This window comes from Cyclobacterium lianum (assembly GCF_900143075.1).
Lineage (GTDB): Bacteria > Bacteroidota > Bacteroidia > Cytophagales > Cyclobacteriaceae > Cyclobacterium > Cyclobacterium lianum.
On record NZ_FRCY01000012.1, the window covers coordinates 107,775 to 125,277 of the forward strand.

Genomic DNA, 17,503 nt, shown 5'->3' on the forward strand with positions numbered 1-17,503 from the left:
GGCTGCAGATTACTTTAAGTAGATAATGTCTCCCGGATAAAGAGATTCTTCATCGAAATTCCGACTTGGATGATAGCGGGCCTCTCGTTTCGGATCGGTGCCCAAGGTATTAGGCCTTGAAAAAATAATTCCTTTGATAAATTTCTTTCTTAACCTGATCCTGGCACGTATCGTCTCATCAGCGAAAAATTTACCGAAGCTTGTGTTCGCATAGCTCAGCTCGTAGCACTTTCGTTTGTAATTGACTCGTAACGTAGAAAAGTACTTTTCAGGGGTAATCCTCACTGAGATATCCGACACCTGTGACCCTTCACCAATCCGCTGGTAATAAAAGTCTGTGATCTTTTTCTCAACCTGATGATAGTTCAGCCCGGCAGCATTCATTTTATATGTATTGGACTGTGCGTCAAACCACACGCTTGAATCCGATTCCCTGATGGCAGGCGCTACATTGCTGTTTATGCTTTCATAAAACACCGGTAGTGTTATCATGCTGTCAGCATCTACCAGACATTTCTGTACAATTCGTTCTTGTTTAAGCTGCGTATTATTAAAAATCAAACTATGTTCGTAGCTAATATTCAATTCAAGAATTGAACTAGGGGGTACAATCAATAAAGTTGTAGGATCATAATTGATTTGATAATTTAGATCTTTATTTTTAGCAATTAGCGCAATAAAAAAGAGCAATCGTAATCGTTCATCGTCAACCTTGTTGGGGTCCCATTCAACCGAATTGGTGGTTCCATCTTTGATATAAGTAAGTTTAATTTTTTCATTTCGAACCATACTTTGCAAGAGAAACAACTCTTTATTTTGTCTATTGACATTGAAATTTTTGTTGCCTTCGTCAATAATAGCCTGCAGGTTTTTACTCCCAAATATTCTGATCCTGACGTCATGGACGGGCCAGTTGTCCTCAGTATTTTCGGTTAGTCTTTTGGCTTCTTGCCTTAGCGCATCGGGAAGATTGTTTAATGGTTCGGGAAGTTCCTGAGCGATACTTATCCGCTGAACAAAAATCAGAAGGATGATAAATATTACTGATTTGCTAAAAAATAAATCGGTCCATGACGACATAAGAGCGGATTGTACTTTTCGGAAAGCAATCTTGATATGTGAATTGGGATTTTTCATTACTTGGAAGATTATAGTTCTATATATCTTTAATTTTTGCGGATTATATAGTTCATGGAATAACACGATTTGACCAATTCATGAAAATATTATCTGAAAAGGTGTCAGGGCAATCGATTGGATGGTTAAGTTCATTTAGGTAAGAGATTAAATTTCATACTACAATTTGAAAATACTGAATACCTCCCTGCCTTCTACCCTTAAAATCGAACAATTCTAAAGTAGAGATAATCGGGTATCTTTCACTTGACATTTTGTGGGTTGGCTTATTTGTTCATCCCTTTACCAATTAAATAACCTCCTGATGAAATCCCCATTAAAACATATGCGGTTTCATCAAAACTGGGATATTCCATTCGACCCTTAAAGAACAAAGAAACGTAAATCGTAATATAAATTAAAGTGAAAAGTAGATTTTGTAATCTACCAACTGAAAACTGTCCATTATCATCGAGCAATATGTCAATCCAAAAACCTTGCGTTGTTGTTGAATTAGACTTTAATAAAGTTGTTGGTTTAGCAGATGCTTTTTGAGTCGCACTCACAATACCTGCGGTTAATCCTATGCCTATAGTGATACCTAAAAGAATTAAGGAGGTCTGGTTAATTTGCGGAAGGTTGGTGTTCTTAAATCCCCAATTTAAGACGAAAGCAGGGCATATTATCAAAGTCCATAACCACAACTGACATCTTGAAAAGCTGTAAGGAGAAGACTTAGAACTTGATTCTCTAAGAAGTGTTGTCATAAATGCGACAAAGCAACAAATTGTAACTACTACAACAGCAACTATTATTGAGATGATTTTTACTGTTTCCATTTTTTTAAAATGTATTTCGTTTTCTACACAGTATTCAAAATTATCGATATTCTTAGTAACTCTAACTATGTAATCCTTAATTTTAATAATAGTTCAAAAGTATTTTTTATTTTATTGTTAGGAATAAATAATTTTAGTTTCAACCTACCTATTTCTATTATATATCTTTGTTTTACAATAAACTGCCAAATCAAACAGGTTTTTTTGGTAGTTTTTAATTCTGAATTTCTTAAAATTAAAGTGAAACTGTATCAGCTAACTAATACTTTTGTTAATTGAATCTTATATTTTTCCACTATTAAGATATTGTTTTGTAAAATATTTATCAAGAAATTGCTTTCCATTATTGTACATGATATCCCGAACCTGTGTCCTAATATCTTCAATATGATAATTAAGACCAGGGTTATTATTTTGTCCTATTTTAGCCATAGCCGGTAATTCATTGATCAAATCCTTTTCGAGTTTTGGGTAATCCTTAATAGATTTACACGAATTAATTGGTTTGATAAGTCCATCAAAATCAGAACCTATACAAAGGTGTTTCCAAGTTTTTTTGCCTCCGACAGAAGCTGCATGTAATATGGTATTGCATAAGTGTCTAAGTTGTTTTTCTTCTAAGAAGGCTTTATTTTCGTCAGAAAATGTTTCATCATCAAATTCCTCTGGCTCATCCATCAGAGATTGGATTAGGTCTAAATCTTCAGGAGTAGATGCGTATTTAACAGGATTTGATGACTTAACCTTCTCAATATTAAAAGGTCCTTTTAACAGTTCATTGAATTCATCAGCTTGAAAAAATTCCAATTTTGTCTTTCCAAATCCCAGAATACGTTGATCTAGACTTAAGCCGATCAAGCCATCGGAATCAAGAATAATTTTAATCTCTTCATCAAATAGATTGATTGACCAAGGGTTAAAATTAGTTTCTTCGTCTTGCTTCTTACCTTTAATTCCACAAATTTCTTTATAGACTACCACTTTATATGGAGTTTGATCTTGAACTACCTCTATATGCTTTTCGATTTCCTTAACGTTGAAACCTGCTAAGCCCATATGGGTAGCAACAATGGGGATATCACTAAATCCATTGTTCTTCCTATGTTGGTAGAACTGGAATCGAGCGTATGCACTCATGTGCTTTATATCGACCAGAATACGCTTCCCAGCGCTGGTATTATAACATAGATTAATTATATCTATGCCATCTTTGCTAATGCCTTTTTGATTTTCTAATGGACGGAAAACGACACTTTTCGTAATTTTAGCACCATATGAATGATTGCATATGTAATTCCAGGTTAAATGAGTAAGAGTTAGATACAGAATGGTAAAGTCAGGAAATTTTTTGATTTCGGTAAGGTTTTTTAACATTATATTACCTTGTCCTGTGCTCCCTGTAATTGCATGACTTCCTTCTATACTTATTATTCCATTTATAATTGATTCATCAGGGTTAAAATCCTCTATGCAAGTTAGAATTTTCACTCGTTTCTCTCCCTTTATTAGTTTAGAATTTAAATGTTCCCATTCATCCCAAAATAGTTCATTGTAAGAATAAACTCCATCATTTATATTTTTAAGAAATTTTTTATTTAATGCTGAAAATATGTTAATAATATCCCTGATTAGCCAATAGTTTGAAAATCCTTTTTCTATTGGAACTATGGGAAAAACTGCTAAACGTACATTACCTTTAAAAAATTTTGAAAAATTACTTTGAGATTTCAGTATTGGAGCAAGTACTCCCCAAGGTCCAACCTTTACTTTCTTCCACGGACTTTTTTTATCAGCCCTATCTTCATTCGTTAAAAATGATTTTGAACTGGGGTGAACATGTAAATCAAATCGGATATCTAAATTTACCATATAAATAATAATGAATTAAGTTATAAAATTTTGATTTCAGAAAAATTATTATTTTAATAGTAGTTAAAGTGTTTTCAATTATTTTACGATTCATTTTACTTCTCTATATTTAAATATTTTTGCTGTATTAAGGGTTTGAATCATTCTTTCGAATATCTTTGTACAACAGATATTTGGATTCATGCAAGCTTCCTGGAGGTCCACGCAAACATGAACGAGCATTTCCGGATTATTTTGCTATTACTTAAGAAACTCTCCCAGGGAGATGGCTGTATTATTAAAGGAATTGAAATTTGACTTCAGTGCCATTCACTCAGAAAGCATGAGTTGGCAAATTCCTGAGTTTTTTCTTTTAAAATTTAATTGAAATAATTTTTGAGGGTAAGAAACACTTAATTTTAGGAAATCTTTAAGAGACTGTAAAATAATAAGTGAAAATCTTAGAGATTAAAACTCAAAATTACCGGTAGCTATTAGAACTCTATCAATTAATTTGTAAGGGTTCCCTTATTTGCTGTAGATTTTACAAGTCTGTTCAATTTAAGAAAATTTTTTTAAAAAAAAATGTTTTCGGCTTTTTTAGATAAAAATATTTTCTAAAGTTTATTTAATTATTCTAATCCTCTTTCATATTTCGGTGCTGGGAAATATGTCCAACTTTGAGCCTTCATAGTGCCTTTGCCCTACTTTTGTATAGTGAGGCCAGTACCCACTCAATTAAGTTAAGTTTTTCGAATTACCATTTTCTTGTCTGAAAATGTTTTTTTAATTTTTCAGGTTCTGTTTCTCGACCAATTATCATGTAATGGGCATACTTTTCCTTTCCCCTTTTTCAAGAGCTTATTTTGTGGTGATATTTGACGGTTTTGTTTGTCCACTGATTTTTGATTCCTATTTATAGTACTGATTGACCCGGGTAGGCTCGTCTGTGTCTTTTCGAGGAAATTTCCTTCCCTTTTTTACAGCTACCAGATTTAGGGCTACTTTAATGATGAGGTTATCCAGAATCTTTACCACACATTCCCGGATGAATAGCTTTACAATCTTGGCTCTTAGGTGTAAAAAAGTATTTTTCCAATTGTATTTATAGGTCAGTTTCCTTTTTGCGTTCTTCTTTTTGATCTCCTTGCCAGCAGCCATTCCTGTCAGGGCCACCATGTTCATGGCCAGTATATGGGCGTAAAATTCCTGATAAATCCCCACCGGTTTCCTGCAACCAAACTGTTCCACTTTGATCCTAGGTTTCAAGTTTTTTATTCCTTCTTCCACACCCCATCTCATTCCATAAAGGGTTACTAAATCCTCAGTACTAAATTTACTTTCTTCCAAATTACTGACCAGTAGCTCGGTTTCGCCGGTTTCCAGGACAGCCTTGGTTATCCTTACCTGTATCGGGTTTTCTCTTTTTGAGTTTTTCTGCTCCTTTTTACTGGGTATCCATTCGGCGGTAAAATCTATCCTGCTGTCAGCCATTACCCCTTTGGCAGAATTGGACATCCCGGTGGACATCCGAATGCAAAAGGTCCTTCTTTCACAGGTCAATCGCTGCACTATTGGCATACACTCCGAAATATCCCCGGATCTGTTTGGAAGCGGGCAGATTTAAAGTACTGCCGTCCCCGGCAAGAATCCGGTATCCCTTTCATCTGAGGGATAGAAAAACTTTAATAAGCCTGGGAAGTGATAGCGCAAAGATCGGAAAAGAACCTCCAATCGATTTTATACCTCGCCTGGGTAAAGGCACTACCGGTAACAGCCTGTTTACCGAGCTAGGAAGGAACCTTTGAGGATACAATTTCCGCTGATTTTTTAAACAACTTAAGAACAGAAAGTGCGACAGTCTGAAAATCAAGCGGTGAAGTTCTGGAAAAATAGGCGGAATCCGGACAGTAAAATGACAGATGTTCAGTCGATTGAAATTTATCAAAGATTTTTTTTTGGACAATCGCAAAGAAATACCCGTCGTGTTTGAGTTGGTATTTTGTACCTTCATAGTTATATGTTTTAAAATACATAATTTACTTAAAGAAGGCCGGTTTTCATAAGGGGAATCGGCTTTTTTGGGGTTAAAGGCCTATTTTTCTTAACTTAATAGCATTGAGTACCCACTGTAGGGGGAGTCCATGCTATTAAGTTATACCGCGGGTGGCGGTCTGATGAGAGTGAATTATACAAGTAGTGGAAGTTTTCCCGAGAAGATACTGGACTATGAGGGCGATCTCGTTTTCGAAGAGTCTTGGAGAAACAAAAAATTAAAGTAAATTTATCATATCCTTTTAGGGGCTAAAAACTTTTAAGGATCAAAATGTCAGGATAAAACCCTAGCATACTTTTGTAGAAATAATCAATGAGTTTAGTATTAAAATATTGTAATTTGGTTAGACTTCATTACTATTTGCTTCAAATTATAATTGGTCAGTTTTTAAAAGAAAACAGTCAAAAATCTTCTTATTGAATAACGAGATAGGTAGCTTGTAAATCTGAGGTTGAAACGCTTCTTGGAGTATATTTTAACTAGTTGAAATAAGTAGTTAAGTCTCCAAGGCTTTACAATTTACTTTGATTGATTGTTGAACATCCTGTTGTTTGAGGTTCATTTTAAATGTTTAATAATGAAAGTATATGATTATGCCTGAAAAACCACCAATAATAAACTGCCATACCCATATTTTCACTGGAGATTATGTTCCGCCCTACCTAGCTAAAACTTTTGTTTTTTGGCCATTATATTATTTTCTTTCTCTTTCCTGTATTGTAAAAGGTTTTAGGTTCTGGTATAAATATCCTAACACCTGGCAGTATAAACCCTGGTATAAATCGATTTTGAAAAGAATCTATTTAATCAAAATGCTCGGTAATCGATATTGGTACAATAGTTTAATTGGAATTGTAGTGGGAGTTCTTTTGGGTATACAGGTGATTTTTATCTTGAATGAGTGGATCTCCCTGATTTTTGGAAAAAAGACTGTTTTATGGGGCAGTGTTCAACAATCTAAAGAATGGGTAGCAAATCATAGTTTACTATATATTCCAGAATCATTTTTCGGGAAACTTTTAATCCTTTTCCTGTTTTTTTTCTTATTTAAGTCGGGAAGGAAACCGGTGTTTTTTATCCTCAAATCAATTTGGACATTTCTTGGCAGGCTACCAGGACCAAAAAGTAAGGATTTGGCTGAACGTTATATGCTTATAGGACGTTTTGCTTTTCGCCACAAGCAACAAACAATATTAAGTCGATTAATTACTCAATATCCTCCGGGAACCGGTTTTGTAGTGTTGCCAATGGATATGGAGTATATGAAAGCAGGAAAGCTCAATCCAGAATTCACTTACCAATCGCAAATGGCTGAATTAAAATCGATAAAAGATAATTCAAGTACTAAGGATTTGTTTTTCCCTTTTGTTTTTATTGACTCAAGAAGAATTATTGATGAGGGAAATAAACATTTTAATTATAGTGTTAAGGACGGGCAGGTGGTTTTGGAAGACTGCTTTATTAAAACCTATATTGAAGGGAATAAATTCAGTGGATTTAAAATCTATCCTGCCTTAGGATACTACCCCTTTGAAGAAGTTCTTCTACCGTTGTGGAAATATGCTGCCGATAATGAATTGCCGATAATGACCCACTGTATTAGAGGGACTATTTTTTATCGGGGAAGCAAAAAGAAGGAATGGGATGAGCATCCTGTTTTTGAAGAGATGGGATTCAATAAAGAATATGAGCCTTTAAAATTAAATGAAATTCCTAATAGTGAATTCATTAATAATTTTACTCATCCATTAAATTATTTATGTCTTCTTGAAGAAACGTATCTTAGGAAACTTGTTGGTGGGTCCAAGGATAGCAAGATTCGCGAGTTATTCGGATTTTCCAATATGGAGACAGAATTGAAACATAATTTAAATCATTTGAAAATATGTTTTGGTCATTATGGTGGTGATGATGAATGGAATAAATTTTTAGAGCTTGACAGAGATAATTACAGTAGTCAGTTAATCAAAAATCCTACTGTAGGGATAAAATTTTTAGTTGATGAGGAAGGAGGACACCGGCCAGGGAAAATTGAACAAATCTGGAAATATGTGGACTGGTATTCTATTATTTCCAGTCTTATGTTGCAGTATTCCAATGTGTACTCAGATTTAAGCTACATCATACACAGTTCTAGTATTCAGCCTTTACTCAAGTTAACAATGCTTAATACTAATTTGAAAGAAAAAGTATTGTTTGGTACTGATTTCTATGTTGTAAGAAATCATAAATCAGAGAAGAATATTTATTCAGATATTTTGAGTCACTTAGCCGAAGAAGAATTTGACCTAATTGCAAGAACAAATCCAAGAAAATTCTTAAATAATAAACTTCATGGTTCGATTAAAATTTAAATATTGATAAGGTTATGATCAAGAACAATAGAGGGCTGGCACCTTAATACCTACAATCAGAAAAGGTTTTAAAAGCAAAAAACACATTGAAGGTCAAGTTTTTTGATAATTTAAGACTAAAGCGTTTAAAATTTGATTTTTCTATTTTGAAGGCTACCAGAGAAGAATTGATGGAGTTGTGTAAGAATTAAGTGTGCTTTCTGTGAATCTCCATTAGGATCAACGAGCATAGGTGAATTTGAAAACTTTATACTAAAAGGATAAATATGCTTCAATGCATTATTGGTGGTTGTCTTATAAATGGGGAAACCTTTTGATTGTTTGTCATTGCCATAGCCAAATCTATACACTCTACAGCCACATTCCAAAGTGTTATGACAGTTTTATGCATTCCTGGCTTGACAGCAATGCTTTTAAATTTACGACATAATAAAAAGAAAAATAAGCTGAAAACGATATTGTCATTTATTTTGACCATAAGGGATTGAACGTGTGGCATTGACAGCACCTAAAAGAAATTTGCATTTAAGTGGTTAAATGAAGCTTTGTGCTTCGTGTCAAGTTCAGCGGTGGTAGACAGTTTTCGTCTCCGAAATCGCCAACTTCTTGTAGCTGCATACTGGGTGTGACTTGAATCAGCCCCTAGGGGCTTAATGCTTTGAAATGGATGGAGGATTATTGGTTATACAATAGATAGGCCCTCCGATGGCTGCTTGCCGGAGCGGCTATTAAACCGCCTTGCGCTGCATTTAGGTAAAACGTTGATGTGGTGACCGGTAAGGAAAACCGGGGACATTGATCCCCATAGGTAAGTACTGGTGGAGCTGAATTTAAATAAACCAATGACCCACCAAAGTTATGGGCTATTTTTCACATGCATCCGAATTGAGGGTCTGAAATATTCCAAGGAACTACGGCATAATAGGATCTGATTGACTGAGATGCTTTATTCCGTTCCTCCTTGCGCTTAGTGAAAAACTCCCCATGGGATGGGCTTATCATTCATTTAGCCCTCCAGTGCCAGGAGTTTTAAAGTCGGTAAGAACATTATGAAACGTTTCAATTTATTATCAGAACCCACCGAGATGCTTTACAACCAGGGGAAATCCGCTATGACGGACTACCATCTCATCGCCGCCATCGCCAATATCGGGGTAGACAAAGCCCGGGAGATCCTTAAACTGGCAGATAATAGGCTTTCGGAACTCGCCAAATGGGACATGGAAAAATTTCTCAAAATAGAGGGCATCGGATTTACCCGGGCCACAGCACTGGTCACTTCCTTTGAACTGGGAAGAAGAAGAATGGTTGAACAACCGGATAAAAGAATCAAAATCAACTGTTCCCAGGATGTGTACAATTGTATGAAGCCGTATCTCTTCGATGAAGTTGTGGAGCACTTTTACATCGTTTTATTAAACCGAAATAATCAAGTGGTAAAACTCCATAAGATCAGTTCAGGAGGAACTTACGGTACCTTGGCGGATCCCAAGTTGATCTTCAAGAAGGCTTTGGATTACCTTGCCTCGGGATTGATCCTGGTGCATAATCACCCTTCCGGAAATCTTAACCCTTCCGAATCGGACAAGCGGCTAACGCAGCGGCTGATTGAAGTCGGAAAAAGCCTGGAAATACCGGTCCTGGATCATTTGATTTTTACCGATGCTTCCTACCTCAGTTTTGCAGATGAAGGCCTGATATAGGCCTTCATTTTTAAACAAGTGAATGGGATTTTAGTTTTGATAAATCTCATTCACTTTGTTCCAAATTCCACTCATCTGCTGGTTAAAGTACTTTAAATAGCATTCAGAAACATGATCCTTAAATATTTTCACTTTTTTATCTTCCGCCTTGCAGATTTTGGCGTTAAAAATTCCGGGCAGTGCGGTGGGAAGAACAGAGGCATGTTTGACGAGGGGTTTGAGTGAAATATGAATCTTTTATGGAGTAATTTTAAAACCCCGAGGAGTTTGCCTATGTGAGGGTGGGGTCCGGAATTTAGCCAAAAGATGCACAGCGGCGGGGTTTTTTGGTTACTTTTTTGACCTGCAGCAAAAAAGTGACAGGGGTAATATATGGTAGGAAGCCAAATCAGTTAAAACCAGGGTTCAATAGTGGTATCGACCATCCAAATGCAATTTTGGTCAATTCATTTCATTAATACTGTTATAATTGTGTTACCTAAAAATATATCAATATAAACCCACAGCCCACCTAAGTAGAACCACCAATAGGGTAGGGGTACAGCTAATGGCTAGGGCTTTACTAACTCCCAGTTCAAATTCATGCCCTAACAAAATGGCAAAAAACAGGTAAAACCCCAACCAGAAAATATAACTCAACTCCTCCATATCTAACAGCCCCAATCCCATAAATGAGGGTTGGTGAAGCATTTCCGAAAGCGTTCCGCCATCTTCGATTCCATACAAGACAAGGAGATAAATTAGGCAATTGAGAATAATGGGAATGAATGATATGGTAATGGCAAAGCCCATCTTCTCGGGATTGACTTTTTCATTCAGCAGGGTAAACATCAGTCCGGATGTCAGCATGTAAAAGACAAAAAGCATCAAGGGAACAAAAAGGCCAATCAGATTGCTGATGCCCCGAAACAACCTGAACAGCTCCATATTTTCCAATTCACCGGACTGAAGAGAATAGGACCGGCTGGATATCCAGTAAAACAGGATGGAAAGGGTAAATAGAACGATATAAGGCAGGTATTTTTTCATCCGGAGAAACTGACATAAACTTCCAAAACAGCGGCTAATAACAGGATGACCAGGGTAGTGGCTGAGAGGATCAAGAACTTTTGGTAGTCAAATTGATGGCTCCTTCCAAGTATGAATTTTTTGAGTAGATATAGTCCGAGGTAAAACCCAAGCGAACCCGAAGGAATGATGGCCACGATTTCGATGGCATGGGGGAGCAGGTGTCTTATAATTAAGATAGATGAAAAATTTTCCCCTGCCACAGATAGGGCATAACCCAATACGGCACCATTGTAAAAAGTATTCAGAATAGAAATGGTGCCCAGGGAAAAACCACCAGCTATATTGATCAGGGCCACGGATATATTGTTTCCGGCAATGGAACAGAACAACTTTGATTTGGAATCAGCCATCATTGCTACCGTTGGCTGGACTTCCGGTAGGCTAAAATCAAAATCAGAATCCATATAATACCCTACCAGCATCCCGGTCAGGTAGACGGCGGCAGCTGATAGGGTAAGGAGTTTAGCGTTCATGGCTCACTACATACCGGCAGTGGCTCCTGCGATCATCCCTCCGGCAGGGCCTGCCACCATGCCAACGCCAAAGCCCCATGCGGCAGCATCTATTAGGCCAATGGCATTGATGGCCAATCCAGCTTCAGCCGAAGCGCCTCTTCGTGCGGCCAGGTAACTAATTCCCGCCCAAACTTCTCCTTCTTTAGGCGCGGCTTGTTCCACACTTCCCATCGCGAAACTGCCACAAATGGCAATCAGGATAAACAGACCTTTCATTTTAGTTTTCATACTTGTTTTGTTTTAGTGAATGAATCAAATAAAAAAGGAAATGGCTTTTGAAAATCTAGTATTGAAATAGAGGTACAAGGATACCAGGCCAAATGCGGTGAGGGCATGGACGAATCCGATCAGGAATGCCATCACGATATCTTCGTGCAGGTAGAATACAATTTGTTCGGGTACCACAAACGACAAAAATCCGATCACATAGCCCCAGGTGAAGGATTTGGTTTTCTGCGGAACCACAGCACCCCCGCACCTGGGACAGGCAAAGGCATGATCGTTTTTGACTTTCAGGATTACCCGAAAGGGCAGCTTTTTGTCACAATGCGGGCAGGTAAACGATTCTTTTTTCTCCATATTTCTCAATCAGGACCGGTGGACTCTAAGACCCCGAACCCTAGTTGTATTAAAATATAAAACGATTGTTTCTATTTTCTAAACAATAATATAGAAAATATACCTATTTTCAAAACAGTTATTTGATTTTTAGTAACAAAAGTATCGGATAGCTAAATTGATGTATTCTAAAACGATACATCCATGACAGATTTGGGCTTGTATTTAGCCAAAAGGACGGTAAACAAAGCAGAAGTTTCCCGGCGCACGGGCATCAGCAAATCCCGCCTAACCCAGCTGACTTCCAACGACTCCGCCAAACTCCGGGCCGACGAACTCTACCTGATCGCCCTGGCCATCAATGTGGACCCTGGGGAGATGTTTAAGGAGTTGTTTGGGGGGTTGGGGTTGAGGGAAAAGAAAGATAAGGCATAATGTCAAAATTCACCCCCTCCAAAAAATCAAACACCATTCCTTCTTTTCACTGAATAGAAGAATTAACCCATCGTTTTAGAGTGGAAATAAAATACGATTCTCCCAAGCGAGAGAACATAGTATTTCTGTTATCGATGAACTGTAATTGAATAAATTAATTTAAAACTTATAATTACTCCATCTCATCTAACAACATATTAGATTTTGTGTGGGTTAACTCAAACCCTTGTTACCCTTGAACATGAAATGCACCGGATACCACATATTCGAGTGCATTTTTTTTGGTTTGTCATATTTGATCGGGAAAAAGCAAAAAAAAATTTCAGAAAATACAACACACACCAACGAAAGGTAAGGTACCCCCTAGGTATTTGGTAGGGAAATCCTTTCTGAATAGCAAAACTAAAGACCCGTTTGAAGGTGGTGACACCTAACTAAAGCCGTCCATCCATTTATCCTCATTCTTGATTAATGGATCATACCAATCAGCCTTAGCACGAGCCCATTCAATCCACGTTGACAAATTTTCTTTAGATGAGCAATTAGATTCAATAAAACTAAGATAAGCCCTCAGTTGCTGTGCTTCTGCCCACCGCTTACTTTCTTGCAACAATTCCGAGAACCTTTTCTGTTCATCATCTTTTTTTTGCTTGATTTCTTTTCTAACCCTTTCCTCCTCTTCATATTTTTTTCTCATAATTTCCCGCCTGATGTTTTCTTCTGCTTCCTTTTTGGCAAAGTATTCAATAGCACCAATAATCCTCCCCAGCTTGTTTTCAAGTAAAGTGTAGGGAGTGTCGCCCCATTCTTTTATCACCCACATATCAATCAATTGAATAAAAAGATGACCTGTGGGAATTAACTCCCGGGTATCCCAACTTTTTTCTTTTTTTCTTTCGCTCCGGCATTTCTCCCAAAATCTTATCTCTACTTTTTCATCGTTAATTTTTACAAAAGTTTTATCCCCAATTAATAGTTGATGTTTTCGTCCTTTTAGGGCCTTAACGAAGGTATCGATAATTGGTAAAGCCCTATTGAGGTTTTCCAACTTAATCGAGGTATTGAAGTAACCAGACCTGGTAGATATGATCCCCTTCCTTTCGTAAGAAGTTCTATGGTCTTTTGATTTTAAATGATTTTTTAATGCCACCACCAGGGGGTCAGGCTTAGTAAGATTAGCAGGGACAATCAGATTTATTGACCCATTATTTGATATTTCTTTGATGATTGCTTCCAATTCAGGATTCGCCATGTTTTTGAGCATAGTAATATTCAGTACCGGGTTGTAAATGATTGCATATCAAAATAATACAGTAAAATATTTTTATAAAAAAAAATTGAAAAATAATTTTTGCCCCCCTACCCATGGTGAAGTATACCCCCCTATGTTTTGGTGGGGAAAATCCCTTCCGACATTGTCAAATCAAAATTTTATTGTATGAAAAAGGAATTGTTAGATTTCTATGAGGAAATGTTTCACAGGGGTGATTTTCTTTGGAAAATGTTTAGCCGTAGGCATCCATATCACCAATTAATTTCATTCATCGCAGACAACCACTTTACCCGGGAAGGTAATAATCGGGTCCCATCTTTAGCTTACACCTGTGCAAAGGTCGAGATTTCATTGGATGAATTGGAAACGCAGCTGGGCCACATGAAGGAAAGGATAGAAAACTATTTTTATCAGAATGGGGAATTCGAGCATAGCATTCATCTCTATTTGGATTTGCCTTTTGCAGGTACTGTTTTTTTCTTTAACCAGGAAGAAGGGGAATTAAACTGCCTATTGAAGGTCAAAGTGAAGTTGGACTTTGAGCTTGGTGTTCCAATCCAATCCTTATTGTAGGATATGTAAAATTAATTTTAGCCTTAAGATTCTCCTCCTGGATTCATATGATTTGACCAGGGGGAGATTTTAATTTTTATTAAAGGAAAAGGTCAGAAAAACGATTTACTTTTGGGACTACTATTTCAAATATGCGATCGGCAAATGCAATGTTCTCAGCAACAGCCAATGACTCCGCCAAACTCCGTGCAGACGAACTTTACCTGATAGCCCTGGCCATCAATGTGGATCCGGGGGAGATGTTTAAGGAGTTGGGGTTGAGGATCTGAAACGATGAGGAATAGTTTTTTCGAATTAACGTATAGTGTGGGTTTTTTCTTGAGAAAAATCAGTTACTGAAATAGACTTATTTTTTCGGCAAATATTAATTTAAACTGCCGAAGTTTTGAAATTTTAATTTTTAAACTAAATTTGCCTAAGTAAAGATGAAAAACACTGATCTAGCACATAGTCTTAAAATACATTTTTCAGGTAAACAAGAATTTACTACCAAAGAAATCACGGATACCCTTCAAGAGCATTTTCCTGATTTGTCTGGCAGTACTATAGCCTGGAGGCTCAATCAACTAAAAAAAGACAAACTTCTTTATCAGATAGGTAGAGGTCTCTACACTTTTGATTACAAACCCGAATTTTCACCCGAACTCAGCTTAAAATCCAAAAGACTTTTCAATCGGGTTAAAGGCATCTATACGGGTGAAATAGTCATGTGGGATACCACCCTATTGAATACCATTGGTGGTAATGACATCTCCAAGTATTGGGTTTTTATTGCATTGAACAAAGATGATTTGGATTCCTTATTTGATGAGATGTTATCCTTCAGCAAAAAAGTCTATCTGCAACCTGACAAAGAAACAACTGCCCGATACCTCATCCCACAGAATGAAGCTATCATTTTAACGGCGTTGATCTCTGAGACACCGACGGAACGATCAGGCGACTATCTATCTCCCAGCATTGAAGCAATCCTGGTAAATGCATGGTTTGAGTATGAACAGTTTTTAGAGCCTATCGGCTTAGACATTCACAAACTTTACGTACAGGCATTTGCTAAGTACAATGTGAATAAAAGTAAGCTGTTACGCTATGCATCCAGACGAGATAAAAGAAAAGAAATTAACGAACTACTAAAATCCATAGCATAATGTCAACAGAAGTACTTGATCAAGAAGATATTGTCTTAGAAGATAACCAACTGGTATGTATACTTTCTGGTGAAATTAAGAAGGTAAAAGCCCAAGAGACCAACCTGCAATCTGTAATCCTTATGCTTAATGAGGAATATGGCTTTGACTTGTCTGACATGGAACGTGATTTCACTATCCAATATACTGATCCCGATACAGGAAAGCCTAAGAAGCAAAAAGTTGAGTTAGTGATATTTGAAAAAGGGAAAACACATGAGCAGGATTTTATCACTCATATATGCGTTGTTCTTGACGATAAGATCAAAGCTGAAGACAAAAAGAAGGGTGTAAAACCTACTTTGGAAAACGCCATGGGTGCCGTGGAAAGCTGTGTCTTCGGCCTTTGGGCAAACGGCTCCAGTTATCACTACCTACAGAAGGAAGATGATGCCATGGGATTTGATTATGACTTTGTGGATCTTTCTGACTTTCCTGGTGAAGGAGAGACACTAGATGACTTGGACAGAGCTGATCGTTCATCGAGCAAGAAGCCCGCTAATGACTCCTTGATAAAGGTATTTAAACGCTCTCACGATTATATCTATGGCAATGAAGGGAGAAAGAAGGACGCTTTCTGGCAATTGCTTAACCTGATCTTCTGCAAGCTCTATGATGAGAAGCGAAGGTTTATGCCCTCTGAAGAAAGCTACCGCAGGAAGTTTTGGGTAGGCGTAAAAGAGCAAAACACAGAGGAAGGTAGAAAGGCAGTAGCTGAACGGATTAAAGGGTTATTTGAAGAGCTTAAAACAGATGAAATCTTTTCGGAAGTTTTTGATGGTAATGAAGCCATTGGACTAACCGATAAAGGCTTAGCCTTTATAGCAGGTGAACTTGCTAAATACTCATTCCTTGACGCATCCGTTGATGTGAAAGGAATGGCCTATGAAACGATTGTCAGTAACACACTGAAGCAAGAAGCGGGTCAGTTCTTCACACCACGAAACATCATTAAGGCAATGGTCGAAATGATGAACCCAACAGAAACAGATAGGATTTTAGACCCCTGTTGTGGTTCAGGAGGATTCCTAGTAATGGCATTAGACCATGTGCGCAAGCAAATAGCATCGGAACTTCACCCTGATCTCGATGGTCCTTTGTTGGCTGAGAAATTCAATTCATTTGAAGTAAATGAACGTGTGCGTGAATATGCCGAGAGGTGCATATTCGGTTTTGACTTTGATCCAGATCTAAAAAAAGCCGCACGAATGAACATGGTAATGGCTGGAGATGGACATGCCAACATTTTTCATGTCAATTCCCTTGCCTATCCCAATTGGGAGCACCCGGAGGAGATTCAGAAAATCAATGCCTCTATCAACAAAAGCTTGTCCGACATGAAGGATATTGAGTCGAGATATGGCAATGACGCTCGTGGTAAGTTTGATATGGTATTTACCAACCCGCCATTTGGAGCCAAGGTGAAGGTTGAACAAGAAGTAGCCAGTCAATACTATCTATCGAAATACAGCGATGCGCCTGAAGTGCTGTTCATTGAAGCCTGCTATAACTACTTGAAACCAGGTGGTAAGATGGGAATTGTTTTGCCAGATGGTATTCTTGGCAACCCCAACACTTTACTTGTGCGTGAATGGATATTGGATAAGTACAAAATACTGGCCTCAGTAGATTTAGCAGTAGAGGCATTTCTGCCACAGGTTGGTGTGCAAGCCTCTCTACTCTTTTTACAGAAAAAAACGGAATTAGAGCGCCAACTAGCACAGGACAGTGCTGAAGACTATAAGGTTTTTATGGCCATTGCAGAAAAACTAGGTAAGGACAGAAGAGGCAATCCGATCTATATGAGAGATGAAGATGGTGCGGAAATCCTGTTTGATACCGAAACTAATTACATAATCCATAAAAAGGATGGAGAATTAGAGGTAAAAACTAGAAAAGAGAAGATAAAGCAATTGGATGATGACCTTCCGAAAATTACTAAAGCGTTTCATAAACAGACTAAAAAGATTTAGAG

15 protein-coding genes are annotated in these 17,503 nt (G+C 37.4%); 6 read left to right on the plus strand and 9 right to left on the minus strand.

What is annotated here, in order from left to right:
- Positions 1–9: 9 nt before the first annotated feature.
- From BUB19_RS17550 to BUB19_RS17570, 4 genes are all read right to left on the minus strand, one after another.
- Positions 10–1,137: a hypothetical protein gene (locus tag BUB19_RS17550; RefSeq protein ID WP_073096183.1), complete on the minus strand. Its 1,128-nt coding sequence runs from the start codon at positions 1,135–1,137 to the stop codon at positions 10–12.
- 266 nt (positions 1,138–1,403) lie between these two features.
- A complete protein-coding gene (locus tag BUB19_RS17555; protein ID WP_143156082.1) occupies positions 1,404–1,955 on the minus strand; it encodes a hypothetical protein in 552 nt (183 codons plus the stop codon).
- A 282-nt stretch (positions 1,956–2,237) separates the two neighbouring features.
- Positions 2,238–3,824: a membrane dipeptidase gene (locus tag BUB19_RS17565; RefSeq protein ID WP_073096189.1), complete on the minus strand. Its 1,587-nt coding sequence runs from the start codon at positions 3,822–3,824 to the stop codon at positions 2,238–2,240.
- Positions 3,825–4,715: 891 nt separating this feature from the next.
- On the minus strand, positions 4,716–5,384 hold the full coding sequence (locus tag BUB19_RS17570; protein ID WP_073096191.1) for a transposase: 669 nt from the start codon (positions 5,382–5,384) through the stop codon (positions 4,716–4,718).
- Positions 5,385–6,452: 1,068 nt separating this feature from the next.
- On the opposite strand from BUB19_RS17570, the gene BUB19_RS17585 reads away from it, so the two are divergent.
- Together BUB19_RS17585 and BUB19_RS17595 are read left to right on the plus strand one after the other, a co-directional pair.
- Positions 6,453–8,213, plus strand: coding sequence for an amidohydrolase family protein (locus tag BUB19_RS17585; RefSeq protein ID WP_178371527.1), 1,761 nt, complete (start codon positions 6,453–6,455; stop codon positions 8,211–8,213).
- 1,049 nt (positions 8,214–9,262) lie between these two features.
- Complete coding sequence (locus tag BUB19_RS17595) at positions 9,263–9,916, plus strand: JAB domain-containing protein (protein ID WP_073096201.1); 654 nt, start codon at positions 9,263–9,265, stop codon at positions 9,914–9,916.
- A gap of 489 nt (positions 9,917–10,405) precedes the next feature.
- Here the strand turns inward: BUB19_RS17595 and BUB19_RS17600 are convergent, their stop codons facing one another.
- The 4 genes from BUB19_RS17600 to BUB19_RS17615 are packed head-to-tail and all read right to left on the minus strand — an operon-like array spanning position 10,406 to position 12,081.
- A complete protein-coding gene (locus BUB19_RS17600) occupies positions 10,406–10,945 on the minus strand; it encodes a hypothetical protein (RefSeq protein WP_073096203.1) in 540 nt (179 codons plus the stop codon).
- On the minus strand, positions 10,942–11,460 hold the full coding sequence (locus BUB19_RS17605; protein ID WP_084097428.1) for a stage II sporulation protein M: 519 nt from the start codon (positions 11,458–11,460) through the stop codon (positions 10,942–10,944). Before BUB19_RS17605 ends, BUB19_RS17600 begins: the two co-directional genes overlap by 4 nt.
- A 6-nt stretch (positions 11,461–11,466) precedes the next feature.
- Complete coding sequence (locus BUB19_RS17610) at positions 11,467–11,730, minus strand: hypothetical protein (RefSeq protein ID WP_073096207.1); 264 nt, start codon at positions 11,728–11,730, stop codon at positions 11,467–11,469.
- Between the two features lie 24 nt (positions 11,731–11,754).
- Positions 11,755–12,081, minus strand: a complete 327-nt coding sequence (locus tag BUB19_RS17615; RefSeq protein ID WP_073096209.1) for a hypothetical protein — start codon at positions 12,079–12,081, stop codon at positions 11,755–11,757.
- A 183-nt stretch (positions 12,082–12,264) separates the two neighbouring features.
- Between BUB19_RS17615 and BUB19_RS17620 the strand changes: the two genes are divergently transcribed.
- Complete coding sequence (locus BUB19_RS17620) at positions 12,265–12,495, plus strand: helix-turn-helix domain-containing protein (protein ID WP_073096211.1); 231 nt, start codon at positions 12,265–12,267, stop codon at positions 12,493–12,495.
- Between the two features lie 430 nt (positions 12,496–12,925).
- Here BUB19_RS17620 and BUB19_RS17625 read toward each other — a convergent pair whose 3' ends face one another.
- Complete coding sequence (locus tag BUB19_RS17625) at positions 12,926–13,747, minus strand: hypothetical protein (protein ID WP_143156083.1); 822 nt, start codon at positions 13,745–13,747, stop codon at positions 12,926–12,928.
- A gap of 186 nt (positions 13,748–13,933) precedes the next feature.
- Here BUB19_RS17625 and BUB19_RS17630 point away from each other — a divergent pair, with 186 nt between their 5' ends.
- The 3 genes from BUB19_RS17630 to mads2 all read left to right on the plus strand — a co-directional run bounded on the left by BUB19_RS17630 (position 13,934) and on the right by mads2 (position 17,501).
- Positions 13,934–14,341, plus strand: a complete 408-nt coding sequence (locus BUB19_RS17630) for a hypothetical protein (RefSeq protein ID WP_073096215.1) — start codon at positions 13,934–13,936, stop codon at positions 14,339–14,341.
- 425 nt (positions 14,342–14,766) lie between these two features.
- Positions 14,767–15,489, plus strand: a complete 723-nt coding sequence (locus BUB19_RS17635) for a DUF6577 family protein (protein WP_073096217.1) — start codon at positions 14,767–14,769, stop codon at positions 15,487–15,489.
- Positions 15,489–17,501: a methylation-associated defense system DNA methyltransferase MAD2 gene (gene mads2, locus BUB19_RS17640; protein WP_073096219.1), complete on the plus strand. Its 2,013-nt coding sequence runs from the start codon at positions 15,489–15,491 to the stop codon at positions 17,499–17,501. The genes BUB19_RS17635 and mads2 overlap by 1 nt, the downstream gene beginning before the upstream one ends.
- The last annotated feature ends 2 nt before the right edge of the window (positions 17,502–17,503 follow it).